Source organism: Paenibacillus sp. J22R56 (assembly GCF_056269375.1).
In genome coordinates this window covers 718093-730560 of the sequence record NZ_JBWDNV010000002.1, presented here as the reverse complement: position 1 = coordinate 730560, position 12468 = coordinate 718093, and the positions used below count along the sequence as shown (strand labels likewise).

The window sequence follows — 12468 nt, the reverse complement described above, 5'->3', positions numbered from 1 at the left end:
CCCTCTTTATCTCATCAGCCTGCTGCTAATGACAATGCGATGGATTTCATTGGTACCTTCATAGATTTGTGTAACCTTGGCATCCCGGAACAAACGCTCCGCAGGATGCAGCTTGGATATTCCTTCCGCACCTAACAAACGTACAGCAGCCCCAGATGCGGCAACTGCAGTATCCGATGCGAACATTTTGGCCATAGAGGCCTCCTTCGTACATGGCCTGCCTTCCTGACGCATAGAAGCCGTTCGATAAACGAGCAGTCTTGCGGCCTCCGTTCTTGCCATAAGCTCGGCAAGCTCTGCATAACGGCTGGATATTTGTTTACCTGAGCGCTGCCGGATAACAGGCAGTAACTGCTCCTGGAGGAGCTGAACTGCCGCTTGCGCGATCCCAAGTGCTTGAGCAGCGATTCCAATCCGGCCGCCATCCAATGATCCTTTGGCAATTGCGAAGCCTTCCCCTTCACGCCCCAGCCGATAGGCAATTGGAATCCGCAGCTGTTCAAAATGAAGCTCGCAAGTATTTGAGCCATGCAGACCCATTTTCCGCTCTGGCTTTCCGATCTGTAAGCCTTCCGTGTCCCCTGGCACTATAAAAGCAGAAATCCCGCCTGCTCCCTTGGTGCTGTCTGTCACTGCAAATACGAGGTAAACCCCTGCCGCACCCGCATTTGTAATAAACAGCTTTGATCCGTTCAGCTCATAATGATCGCCTTTTCGTTCAGCGGACGTGCGAATCGCAGCAGCATCTGACCCGGCTTGCGGCTCGGTTAGAGCAAACGCACCGATACATTCGCCAGTCGCAAGCTTTTGAACGAAAAGCTGCCGTTGTTCCTCCGAGCCATAATACAGAATAGGAAACGTACAGACTGATGTATGCACCGATAAAATAACGCCAACCGCCGCACTAATCTTGGATACTTCATTAATCGCAATCATGTAGGATATAAAGTCAGCGCCTGCTCCGCCCCACTGCTTTGGAATCGGAATACCTAGCCAATGTTTCTCCGCCATTTGTTGAATGATCGCAATAGGGAATCGTTCCTCTGCCTCCATTACGGGAACCATTGAAGCAATCTCTGTAGTCGCAAATTGTCGGATCTCCTTCTGTAATTCTGTCTGCTCTTGTGTAAACCGGAGTTCCACGGTTCATCGCTCCTTTCAGGTGCGACTTTATTCGTAGTTGTAAAACCCTCTCCCGGTTTTCTTCCCTAACCACCCGGCTGATACATAATTTCTCAACAATGGACATGGCCGGTACTTTGAATCGCCAAATCCGTCATGCAAGGTTTCCATAATCGAAAGGCAGGTATCTAAGCCAATAAAATCCGCCAAGGTAAGCGGCCCCATCGGATGATTCATGCCAAGCTTCATAATCTGATCGATTGCTTCTGGTGATGCAACCCCTTCATAGACCGCATAGATTGCTTCGTTTATCATCGGCATGAGAATCCGGTTGGAGATGAAGCCCGGATAGTCTTCAACTTTTACGGCTGTCTTTCCAAGCGACTCTGCCAATTCCACGATCGTCAGCAGTGTATCTTCGGTCGTTGCCAAACCTCGTATCACTTCCACAAGCGGCATAATCGGAACTGGATTCATAAAATGCATACCGATCACCTGCTCTGGACGTTTCGTCACTGCTGCAATTGCTGTGATCGATAAGGAGGAGGTATTAGTCGCCAGCAGTGTATTTGGCGGACAAATGTTGTCCAGCTCGTGGAATAACTTTTGTTTGAGCTCCAATTGTTCCGGCACTGCTTCAATGACAAGATCAGATTCCCGGCAAGCGTCAAGCGTGTTGATCGGTGTAAGCTTACTCCGAGCAGCATCTCGCTGTTCTTCTGTCAGGCGTCCTTTATTCATCAACCGTTGTAGGGAGGTTTCGATTGCTCCTATCCCTCGCTGCACAGCTGAATCGGTGATATCATAGAGTGCCGTACTATACCCATGCTGCGCAAAGGTCTGAGCAATACCACTACCCATCTGACCGGCTCCCAGTACGGTTACCTGCTGAATACGCTTCGACAGATCCATAACCCCTCACCTCGGTCTTATTCATCCCTCGACTTTCAGTAGGATCGCGTCACCTTGTGCTCCACCGCTGCATATGCCAGCGATGCCAAGTCCTCCACCCCGCCGCTTCAATTCATGAATGAGGGTTAAAACGATGCGGGCGCCGCTTGCTCCAATTGGATGGCCCAACGCAATGGCACCACCATTCACATTCACCTTCTCTGGATCCCATCCAAGCATTTGACCACTAATAAGCAAGACAGAAGCAAAGGCCTCATTCACTTCAAAAAGATCGATCTGCTCGAGCTTTACGCCGGTTTGCTGCAGGAGCTTACGAATCGCTAATGCCGGAACCGTAGCGAGATAAGCGGCTTCAGCACCTGCTGAGGCGTGGCCAAGTATGGTCGCAAGCGGCTTCAACCCTTGCTTTGCAGCTTCCTCTGCGTTCATAACCGTAACAGCTGCCGCACCGTCATTTACGCCTGGAGCATTGCCGGCTGTAATTGTTCCGTTACGATCAAAGGCAGGCTTTAATTTGGCGAGCTTAGCCGCATCTGTATCCGGGCGAGGGCATTCGTCGACTGCGAGCGGCGTGCCATCCTCTGCGGTAATAGGTACAATCTCTTCAGCAAAACGACCGTTACGGATAGCTGCAACTGCACGAACATGGCTCCGAAGTGCCCATTCATCCTGTTCAACTCTCCCTATGCCGAATTCATCCGCCACACGGTTGCCAAGTGACCCCATGGGGACTTGATGAAAGGCACAAAATAAGCCGTCATTATTCATCAGATCAAGCATTACGGTATTCCCCATTCTTGCTCCCCATCTAGCTGAGGGAACCCCATAAGGAACACGGCTCATATTTTCCATCCCACCTGCTACAAGGGTCTTCGCATCACCTGACCGGATGATCTGATCAGCCATCGTAATAGCTCTTAAGCCCGATGCACATACCTTATTAATGGTCTCGGATGGCACTTCCCAGCTTAAACCAGCTAGCCTAGCTGCTTGACGTGAAGGGATTTGACCGGCTCCTGCCTGCAGAACCATTCCCATAATGACGCCATCCACTTGATCTGCGCCAATGCCAGACCTTTGTAAAGCTCCTTCAATCGCTGTCGCACCAAGCTGAGCGGCAGACACGGATTTAAACTGGCCGCCATATTTACTAAAAGCCGTTCTAGCACCTGCAACAATGACTGACTGACGAGTCGACATACCGTCAGTTCCTCCTATTCCGTCTCTAAGCTTGAAAGAATAGCAGCGTATTCCAGCTCATCATCGCTGCTTGCTTCGAGACACTTCGCATCTCGTAAATAACGTTCAACATGATACTCCTTCATATATCCATAGCCGCCAAAAATTTGAACCGCTTCAATGGCTGTGGCAACAGCCTGCTTCAAAGCGAACCTTTTGGCCATCATCGCTTTCCCACTGCTCGGGAGCCCTCTATCCATGGACCACGCTGCATCATAGACAAGCCATCTTGATGCCTCAACATTAGCCGCCATATCCGCTAACTTGAAAGCCACACCTTGTTGACGTCCAATCGGCCTGCCGAATTGTGTTCGTTCCTTTGCATAAGCGATAGATCTGTCTAATGCCCCTTGAGCAATCCCCGTCGCTTGCGCAGCCAAGCCTATACTCTGCATGTCATTAACGGCATTAACTATAAGTCTTCCGTTCGCTCTAATAGACAGAGCTTCCGACTCTTTGTTAACTGCATTAATGAATTGAGAATGACAGGACTGAAAACACAGCTCAGCTGTGGGAACACTGCGAAGACCAAGCTTATTCATCTTTGTGCCTACGGAAAGACCAGTGATTTCTTTCGGAACAACACTTAGTGATACCCGTCCGTTTGCCTGTTTCACAAGGATAAGGTAGTCATCTGCAGCTCCTGCCTGATCAACCGATGAAATCTTGCCGTTCAGAATATAAGAACCGTGGATCACTCTTTTGCGCCTCAAATCTTGCCCCGTAAAAGTAAAGGTACCTAGTCTGGCGCCTGTAGTTAACGACATTAATTTTTCTTCTAACATGCTGCCATATTGGCCGATTGTCCACGTCGCTGTCGTATGCGCTCTAAGAACGGAGGCGGCTGAAGCACATACCCGTGAAATTTCCTCCAGTACGATCGTATAAGCCAGCAGGTCACTTCCAGCCCCTCCCCACTGCTCGGATATCGGGATTCCCGTGAGTCCCATAGCTGCCATACTATCGAATAAGCTCCGATCAAATTGCTCCTGCTCATCACGCTCTAGAGCACCACCCGAAAGCTCACCATCTGCGTAATCTCGTACTGCTGCTCGGGTTAAATCATATTCCTCATCGAGCTGAAACCGCATCTCCCCCTCCCCCTTTCTTCAAAAGGACAAACTGTTCGACGAATTCCGAGCTTACTTCAAATATATGTTGGAGCATTCCTCTAACATGCCGCAGACAATAAAAAACCGTAGCCATTGGGCTACGGTGCACAGATGTGATGCTACTCACTATCTGACCATGCCTGCAAGGCTACGGTGTACAGATGTCAAGTTATTCACTTATCTGACCATGCTTGTCAGGCTACGGTTGGTTCACTCCCGTATAAATATGAATCGCATCGCGCAGAAAGGCTGCAGTGCCCGGCTGATCAACGTCATAGTATACAGTGAAGCGTTCATCGTCCACGTACATTTGGGCAAGCCCGGCATGGGCTTCCTTCGAATACTCTTTCCAATAAAACATCAGCCAGCGTTTATGCAGATCGGCAGCTTTTTGCGCGATATCGCTTGCAGGATCTCCTGTTTGGAATGCTTCAGCTAGTGTCGATTGAACCTCATTCGCCAGCTGTGTAACTTCCTCGTACTGTTCCTGCGTCATACCACTCAGCTTGGCATTAGACGCATTCACCGTATCATCGCCATATTTCTCTCGAATTTCCTTGCCATACTTCTTCTCATTCTCGTCAATCAGCTTCTGCTTAAAGCCTTCAAACTTTTGCTTATCCGTCATCGTTATTTTCCCCTCCGCATGTTCAATGGATTGGCCGACATTCTGAATGAGAACATCCAGCTGTCGTCTACGGTCGAGAAGCTGCTCGCGGTGTTCCTTCAACGCCTTAGCTTTATCGAAGGCTGGATTATCCAGAATCTGCTTAATCGAATCAAGCCCTAATCCAAGCTCGCGGAAAAATAAAATTTGCTGCAGCAAATCCACCTCCACCTGGCCATAGATACGATACCCCGACGAGTTTACTCTTGCTGGCTTCAATAAGCCTAGCTCATCGTAATACCGCAGCGTTCTAGTACTTACACCTGCAAGCTGCCCTAGCTTCTGAACGGTATATTCCATCTGCTCACCTCCCGACAACCTTACTGTACACCTTAACGTTACGTGAAGGTCAACACCCATTTCTATAGGATTTCTTAGGAACATTATACAATGCATGAAAGGGTTCCCGTACGCTCAACCTAGTAAGGTTGGAGGTGAGCAACCATGACTGGACGCAACAATAAGCCGGATAATGATGGACCTGCAGCTAGCCCGTCACGCCTCGATCAATTTGGCGATAAGCTGGCCGATAACTCAGGAAACGTACCAAAGAAACCGAAAAAGAACAACAACTGCTAAAGCAAAGGCTGCCCCACTAGGGCAGCCCACTTCAAGCTAGGACTTCGCCGCAGCTGTTTCAACCGCCGCATCGTCCATATATAATTCCTTCATAATGGATTCAATTGGTATAGCTTCGATCGCCATATCTACGATCCCATATACTTCATTAAACTCCCTGATAAACTTCTTGAGAGGAAGCAACGTTGTATCGATCTCCAGCTGAATTTCCAGCAGCCCAATTCGTTCTGTTATTTTCAACCCCTGCAGCCTGATATCCGGTACCGCTATCTCCGTCGTTAAACGAACCGACTTCTTATCCCCTAACCGGCTTCGCAAGACAGCAAGTGAATCATCCACCACAATCTCGCCATGGTTAATAACGATCACACGCTCCGCCAGCATCTCGACATCCTCAAGGTCATGAGTCGTCAGAATAAAGGTTACTCCCTGGCTATTCATACTCCGAATAAAGCCGCGGATATTTTCCTTCGCAATCATATCCAGACCAATCGTTGGCTCATCAAGAAAAACAATTTCAGGGCGGTGAAGCATCGCCATAATGAACTCACATTTCATCCGCTCCCCAAGTGACAACTGCCGAGTCGGCTTGCGGATAATTTCACCTACGTTCAGCAGTTCCGTCAGTTCATCCAACGTTGCCTTATACTCTCTGTCCGGCACGCCATAGATCGCTTTATTCATATAAAAAGCATCCACCGGCGGAATGTCCCACAAGAGCTGCGATTTCTGGCCAAACACCGCACCGATTCTGCCAACATATTGCCGACGCTGCTTCCACGGGACTAGCCCAAGTGCCTTTACTTCCCCTGCAGTTGGGTGCAGAACGCCCGTTAACATCTTCAATGTCGTTGATTTCCCGGCGCCATTAGGTCCAAGAAAAGCCAGCATCTCACCTTGTGGCACGGTAAAAGACAAATCATTAACAGCCATAATTTCCTTCATTGGTCGTCTAATCAAATTGCGAGTGACTTCTCGCAGCGTATGTCCACGTTCATGCGTCATATAGGTTTTCGTCAAATTATGAACTTCAATCATTCTGCGCTGTCTCCTCCTTTCTCACCTAAGTTATCCGCCTGCACTTGTATAGCTTCTTAGCATTCGATTCCAATAAAGCATGCCAAGCAGCAGAAAAGCAGCAGCCGGCAGGAGGGCCCATAATCCACTCCAACCACTTCGCCCAAGCAGCGCTCCTGCAGGAACAAAGGCGATCAGGCCAATTGGCAGAACGTAAGTCAATATATTTTGCAGCGACTTCGAGAAGATTGTCCCCGGGTACATACCAAAGCTTGTGAAGGCGTCGAAGATATCAAACACACGGCTGCTTCCCACCCACCGGAACAACATGCCAGACAAGAACAGCGATACAGCGCACAGCATCGTTACCGATGCGATGAATAACAAGAAGAACTGCAGCCAAGCATCTCCTCCAGGCATAGCCATTCCACTAAGAGCGTAAATGAAAAGGACTGCTCCACTAAACAGCCGGCCGAAGTCATCGGGATCAAAGCCAGTAATCATCGCCATCACCATAACAGGACGAGGCCGGAGCAGCAGCAGATCAAAAGTACCTTCCCTTACATGACCAAGCGTTGTACCAACCATGCCGAAGAAGAATGGAAAGGCAATGCCTTTGGACAACGCAAACACCGCTTGTATGAGCAGCGCTTCATGCATCGTCCAGCCCGGGAAAGAGGCTCCCGACTTGTACACGAGTAAGGTAACCAATGGAACTACAAGATCGCCAACGATAAGCATAAGGACGCTTATGATAAAATGACTGCGGTAAGCCATTTGCTCCGCAAACTTCGTTCGCATGACTGCACCTAGCAAGGTCTCTCTCATACGCCCACCCCCGTGAATCTTCTCATGGCGGCGTTATACATCAGAGCCATCGTAAGCGCAGTAAGCGCGACGGCGACCACTTGCAGCCCAACGGCCTGGGCAAGAGATAAATGAATGCCTGCAAGCTCATATTCTCCCCCATACACTCTTGTCGGAAGATAGGTAATGAACTGGAATGGCAGGAAGAACAAGATCTTCTGCAGCACTTCTGGGAAAAAGGACAGCGGAATAAATACTCCTGCGCAAATATCTTTCAATAGCAGAAAGACCCGACGTATTCCTTCCGCACGGATAAGCCAGAAGGCCGTTAGTCCAACACAGTAATTGACCATGAAATTCATTAAAAAGCTCAGCGCAATGGAGAGGATCGCCCAGCCCGGTGCTGCCGGCTTTAGATTGACGCCGAAGACAAAGATGAATAGCAGGAGTACAGGCAGCACTTCCACCCATAGCGCTAATGAGCGATGACCAATCTTCTGAGCAAGAGCAAACAGCCAATGAGGCAGCGGCCGAAGTGCAAAGGTGACGAATTTGCCGCTGCGCACAAGCATCTGCAGATTCCAATCTGCAAAATCAAACGAAATATAATGAATAAGACTAGATACACCATAATAGGTGAGCATCTGTTGATAGGTTAGTCCATTTAACGTGTCATGCCCCTCGTAGATCGCTTTCCAAATAAAGACCTGGACGAGAAACATCACGGGACCCACAAGCAGCGAAGCCGCCATATGCGATCGAAACGCCGCCCACTCCTTGTAGGTAGCGAACCCGATCGCTTGAATGACGGCGGTCAGCCGCCTCACAGCCAGCCGGAGCCGATAATTGAATTCGTGCCATTAATCGACTCTGGAGACCAATCCAGGTTAGAAGGAACAAAGTAAACAACAACGGAATGATGAAGCGGATCAACGAGCAGCTTGCAGCGACCAGCGCCTTCATGACCATAGGAGCCTTCTGGAAGCCATTCATCCTGCCGAATAAGAGACACACCTAGTCCATAAGTAAAATCTTTGAGCTTGCTGCCCCAGCAAAAGCCTTCAAAATCGCGGCCAAGAACATTGGAGGTCATCTTCTCAACGGACTTGCGGGATAAGATTTTGATGCCGTCCAAGGTACCCTTGTTGAGAAACATTTGACCAAATCGGAACAAATCATCCAGCGTTGAATTCAGACCACCGCCAGCTCTTGGCGGGCTATATTTGCGGTCCTGCTCCTTCGTAACCCGCTTCTGGTCATATTCATTAATCCAGCAGACTTCATTGTGAAGCTCCTTCGGAATGTCAAAGAAGGTCCGATTCATTCCAAGCGGCTGAACGATTTTCTCCATAACATACTGCTCGAATGGAATTCCACTCGCGCGGGTGACGATTTCACCAAGAATAGCGTAGCCTGCGGAAGAGTAGACCCATTCTTCACCTGGTGCAGACAACGGCTGTCCGGATAAGACAGCACGAATCCACTGGCTGCGGCGCTGCTTTTCCAGCTCTTCCGGATCGGTTACTGCATCAGGACCTTCCGTCTCCGGTTCAAAGGCGAACATAAAGTCCCACCAGCCTCTTGCAATAGGCTCATTATAGTAGCCAGGATCTGCTTGAATACCAGAGGTATGCGTCAGCAAATGCCAGATTTGAATCTTCTCATAGGTAGGATTCTTGAATTCCTCGATCCATTCCGCTGCGGACTGGCGAAGAAACAGCTTGCCTTGCTCAATTAATTGGAAGATCGCAGTTGCTGTAAACAGCTTTGTTACCGATGCTATTTTCCGAATAGTGTCCTCTCTATACAGAGAATCAGGATTATCGTAATGCAACTGGCCAAATGCGCCTTTGGCAAAGACTGCCCCGTTGCTGGATATTAAATAAGAAGCACATTGGATTTGTTTCTGTTCAATCAATTTCTCGAAATGCCGCTCCAGCCGATGCCGCGCATCCGGATCAAATCCGGTCTCCTGCGGCTGTAATTCCGTGTATACACCCGATGTTGTCATGGGCTTCCCTCCATTACATGGATATGATTTATTCCAATCCCGACCACACGATCCCACGCGGCGTGATAACCGATTCATTCGTATATCCTTTTTGACTTGGAACGAAGAAAGCAAAAACCAAATCTTCTACCGGATCGATATAAAGCCCGCAGTGGCCAAAGCCTTCATGCGAGAACGTTCCCGGACTTGACAGATCATAATGATCAACCGACCAGCCAAGACCATATTTGAAATCCTTCTGGTGGCTTCCCCAGCCTTTATTAGCAATACTGTTGAGATGGTTCCTCGTTTGGAGCTCAATAGAACGCTTTGACAGGACACGGCTGCCATTGCCGATACCGCCGTCCAGCATCATCTGACCAAACTTCCATAAATCCTCGAGCGAGGAATACAAACCGTTGCCAGCCACATTTGGCATATCCACCGTCCGCTCTCGAGGCTTATAGATCTGCTCTTTCTCCCAGACATTCGTACAGCATACTTCGTCCATTCGCTCTTCCGGCACTTTAAAGAACGTGCTCGTCATGCCAAGCGGCGTCAAAATCTCATCATGTATGTACTGTTCATACGATTTGCCGGATATTCTCGCGATCACTTCACCCAGCAAAACATAGCCGCTTGAGGAGTAAATCCACTCTTTACCCGGCATGCGCTGCAATGGGCCAGACAATAAGACCTGCAGCCAATTCACATCCGGATATGCCTTCTTAGCTTCACGAGTCATCCATTCGTACCACGGAAGTCCATAAGGCTCTTGATAAAAGCCGGGATCCCCTTGTAAACCTGAAGTATGGGTTAGTAATTGGAAGATTGTAATTGCACGATGTTTATCATTATTAAATTCTGGTATAAAACGGCTTACGGAATCCATTAATGAAAGCTGTCCCCGGTCAATCAGTTGATGAATCGCCACGGCCGTAAACACTTTTGTGATGGAATATACTTTCCGGATAGAGTCCGGCAGCAATTCCATACTATCCGCTTCATTCCGAAGCTTGCCTAGCGATCGCTGAGCGAATACTTTTCCTTTTCTCGCGATAATATAGCTTGCTGCTTGAATCGTACCGTTAGAGATAATTGCGGCATAATGGTCATCTAACCGGCGAAGGTTCTGTCTGTCGAAGCCGGATTCCTCTGGGCTGGCATTCGTCCAGCCTTCATGAATGTGAATCGTATCCTGCATATGATTCGTCATCTCCCTTTATTAGAGATACATGGAAAAATGTAACACTTTCTTATTTTAAGGGTACGAATGTTCGTATGTCTATGCCTTTTTCGTGTAAAACAAAATTATATTTTGCATTCTGTTTAAACCTTTGCACTTCTCTCTAGTCATAAAAAAATGCAGACCAACGCACACAAGTGCCTTGATCTGCATTCCTTTTCCTTATAAACTCTGTTCGATTACTCCAGCTTCTGGATTGAAGGTGAGCATCTTCGTCCCGATCTTATCGATAAAGAATCGATCATGACTGACCGTAATTACTGCACCCGGGAAATGAATTAACGCCTGTTCCATCACCTGAATACTCGTTAAATCCAGATGATTGGTTGGCTCATCTAAAATAATGACAGCAGCACCAGAGAGAAGACATTTGGCCAGTGCCACACGAGCCTTCTGTCCACCAGACAGATTGCCAATAAATTTGCTTAAATCCATCTCCGAGAATTGAAGCATGGACAGGAATTTATTTACCTTTTTCCGTGGTGCATCAAGTCCTAGTCCATACGTGTTCACCGCGTGGCTGACCGTATCCTTCGGATCAAGCTCTTCCCACATCCGATTGAAATAAGCGTAGCTGACGCCTCTCTCCCAGACAACTTCACCCGACTCCGGCTTTTCCTGTCCTGTCAGTACTTTAATCATTGTCGATTTCCCGCTGCCGTTAGGACCAACGATGACGAGACGGTCTTCCTTCTGAATATCGAAGCTGACATGTTGGAAAATCTGTCTGCCATCATAGGTCTGACTAATTTGCTTCACTTCACATAATTTATCTGGAAAACGCAGCTTCTCGTAAATATCGGTGATGAGCACATTAACAGGATGCGGCTCGATCCGCTTCTTGTTGTCGGCCAGTTGACGAGAAAGCCGGTCTTTTGATTTTGATTTGCTGCTGCGGCTGTCGATGGCTTCAGACTCCATAAGGAGAAGCTCCTCTTCCCACTCGAACTGGCGGTCCAGCTCCTTCTTGCGCATTTTCTTCTTGCGAACATAATCGGTATAATTGCCGTCGTACTCCTGGAAATGATAATTCTCAATCTCGATTGTTTTCGTAACCACTTTGTCGATAAACTCCCGATCATGGGATACCAGAATCATCGCGCCTTTGAACCGGTACAGCCATTGCTCCAGCCACGTAATACCTTCCATATCCAAATAGTTCGTAGGCTCGTCGAGCAGAACAACATCCGGCAATTGAATAAGCATTTTGGCCAGCGCCGCGCGGTTTCTCCAGCCTCCAGACAACTCATCTACCGGCTGATTACGCGAATTATCATTAAAGCCCAGCTTCGTAAGAACGGTGTTAATTTCCACAGACACATTCCAGCCGTCCAAATGATCCATTTGCTCAAACAGCTCCGCCTGCCTCGTCAGCAGCTTGTCCATCTCGCTGTCATCCGTGACCGTCCCCAGCTTCTCTGCCACCTCTTGAAGCTCACGCTCGATAAGGGCTACTTGCTCAAAGCACATCTCCAGCTCCTGCTGGACGGATAAGCTGCCGCTGAGCTCCGAGAACTGCGAGAAGTATCCAATCCTCACCTGAGGATCGATCTCTACCTTCCCCGATGTCGGCTCTTCTTTCCCCATAATAAGTCTGAATACCGTCGACTTACCGGCTCCATTCCGTCCGATCAGGCCAACTCGTTCCCCTTGACTTAAGCGAAAATAAATATCGCGGAAGATCATGGCATCTTCATATTTCTTCGTTACATTTTCCAGCCTAATTACGCTCATCGCTATCATCCTTCCGTTCGTCTAACGATTATAACACTATCAG

12 protein-coding genes are annotated in these 12468 nt (G+C 48.5%); 1 reads left to right on the top strand and 11 read right to left on the bottom strand.

Annotated features, from left to right (window positions below):
- Nucleotides 1-6: 6 nt before the first annotated feature.
- The 5 genes from AC0YNT_RS07340 to AC0YNT_RS07320 form a co-directional block, all read right to left on the bottom strand.
- On the bottom strand, nt 7-1143 hold the full coding sequence (locus AC0YNT_RS07340) for an acyl-CoA dehydrogenase family protein (RefSeq protein WP_475803967.1): 1137 nt from the start codon (nt 1141-1143) through the stop codon (nt 7-9).
- A gap of 27 nt (nt 1144-1170) precedes the next feature.
- Entirely contained in the window at nt 1171-2034 is an 864-nt protein-coding gene (locus AC0YNT_RS07335; RefSeq protein ID WP_475803966.1) for a 3-hydroxybutyryl-CoA dehydrogenase, read from the bottom strand.
- Between the two features lie 21 nt (nt 2035-2055).
- Entirely contained in the window at nt 2056-3234 is a 1179-nt protein-coding gene (locus AC0YNT_RS07330; protein ID WP_475803965.1) for an acetyl-CoA C-acetyltransferase, read from the bottom strand.
- Nucleotides 3235-3248: 14 nt separating this feature from the next.
- The gene (locus tag AC0YNT_RS07325; protein WP_475803964.1) at nt 3249-4364 is read right to left on the bottom strand and encodes an acyl-CoA dehydrogenase family protein; all 1116 of its coding nucleotides are present in this window, start codon (nt 4362-4364) and stop codon (nt 3249-3251) included.
- A 220-nt stretch (nt 4365-4584) separates the two neighbouring features.
- Complete coding sequence (locus AC0YNT_RS07320) at nt 4585-5352, bottom strand: MerR family transcriptional regulator (protein ID WP_475803963.1); 768 nt, start codon at nt 5350-5352, stop codon at nt 4585-4587.
- A 144-nt stretch (nt 5353-5496) separates the two neighbouring features.
- On the opposite strand from AC0YNT_RS07320, the gene AC0YNT_RS07315 reads away from it, so the two are divergent.
- Nucleotides 5497-5631, top strand: coding sequence for a hypothetical protein (locus AC0YNT_RS07315; RefSeq protein WP_279590320.1), 135 nt, complete (start codon nt 5497-5499; stop codon nt 5629-5631).
- Between the two features lie 36 nt (nt 5632-5667).
- Here the strand turns inward: AC0YNT_RS07315 and AC0YNT_RS07310 are convergent, their stop codons facing one another.
- The 6 genes from AC0YNT_RS07310 to AC0YNT_RS07285 all read right to left on the bottom strand — a co-directional run bounded on the left by AC0YNT_RS07310 (nt 5668) and on the right by AC0YNT_RS07285 (nt 12425).
- Nucleotides 5668-6669 (bottom strand): ABC transporter ATP-binding protein, encoded by a 1002-nt coding sequence (locus AC0YNT_RS07310; RefSeq protein WP_475803962.1) that lies wholly within the window; start codon nt 6667-6669, stop codon nt 5668-5670.
- 30 nt (nt 6670-6699) lie between these two features.
- Nucleotides 6700-7476, bottom strand: coding sequence for an ABC transporter permease (locus tag AC0YNT_RS07305; protein ID WP_475803961.1), 777 nt, complete (start codon nt 7474-7476; stop codon nt 6700-6702).
- Entirely contained in the window at nt 7473-8282 is an 810-nt protein-coding gene (locus AC0YNT_RS07300; protein ID WP_475803960.1) for an ABC transporter permease, read from the bottom strand. Before AC0YNT_RS07300 ends, AC0YNT_RS07305 begins: the two co-directional genes overlap by 4 nt.
- Nucleotides 8279-9466, bottom strand: a complete 1188-nt coding sequence (locus AC0YNT_RS07295; RefSeq protein WP_475803959.1) for a serine hydrolase domain-containing protein — start codon at nt 9464-9466, stop codon at nt 8279-8281. Before AC0YNT_RS07295 ends, AC0YNT_RS07300 begins: the two co-directional genes overlap by 4 nt.
- A gap of 28 nt (nt 9467-9494) precedes the next feature.
- Nucleotides 9495-10649 (bottom strand): serine hydrolase domain-containing protein, encoded by a 1155-nt coding sequence (locus AC0YNT_RS07290; RefSeq protein WP_475803958.1) that lies wholly within the window; start codon nt 10647-10649, stop codon nt 9495-9497.
- Nucleotides 10650-10853: 204 nt separating this feature from the next.
- A complete protein-coding gene (locus AC0YNT_RS07285; protein WP_475803957.1) occupies nt 10854-12425 on the bottom strand; it encodes an ABC-F family ATP-binding cassette domain-containing protein in 1572 nt (523 codons plus the stop codon).
- Nucleotides 12426-12468 lie beyond the last annotated feature (43 nt).

What these genes read in the sequence shown, in the direction of transcription:
- AC0YNT_RS07325 (WP_475803964.1), bottom strand. Translation starts at nt 4,364, where the DNA reads ATGCGGTTTCAGCTCGATGAGGAATATGATTTAACCCGAGCAGCAGTA.
- AC0YNT_RS07290 (WP_475803958.1), bottom strand. Translation starts at nt 10,649, where the DNA reads ATGCAGGATACGATTCACATTCATGAAGGCTGGACGAATGCCAGCCCA.
- AC0YNT_RS07320 (WP_475803963.1), bottom strand. Translation starts at nt 5,352, where the DNA reads ATGGAATATACCGTTCAGAAGCTAGGGCAGCTTGCAGGTGTAAGTACT.
- AC0YNT_RS07305 (WP_475803961.1), bottom strand. Translation starts at nt 7,476, where the DNA reads ATGAGAGAGACCTTGCTAGGTGCAGTCATGCGAACGAAGTTTGCGGAG.
- AC0YNT_RS07310 (WP_475803962.1), bottom strand. Translation starts at nt 6,669, where the DNA reads ATGATTGAAGTTCATAATTTGACGAAAACCTATATGACGCATGAACGT.
- AC0YNT_RS07295 (WP_475803959.1), bottom strand. Translation starts at nt 9,466, where the DNA reads ATGACAACATCGGGTGTATACACGGAATTACAGCCGCAGGAGACCGGA.
- AC0YNT_RS07335 (WP_475803966.1), bottom strand. Translation starts at nt 2,034, where the DNA reads ATGGATCTGTCGAAGCGTATTCAGCAGGTAACCGTACTGGGAGCCGGT.
- AC0YNT_RS07285 (WP_475803957.1), bottom strand. Translation starts at nt 12,425, where the DNA reads ATGAGCGTAATTAGGCTGGAAAATGTAACGAAGAAATATGAAGATGCC.
- AC0YNT_RS07315 (WP_279590320.1), top strand. Translation starts at nt 5,497, where the DNA reads ATGACTGGACGCAACAATAAGCCGGATAATGATGGACCTGCAGCTAGC.
- AC0YNT_RS07330 (WP_475803965.1), bottom strand. Translation starts at nt 3,234, where the DNA reads ATGTCGACTCGTCAGTCAGTCATTGTTGCAGGTGCTAGAACGGCTTTT.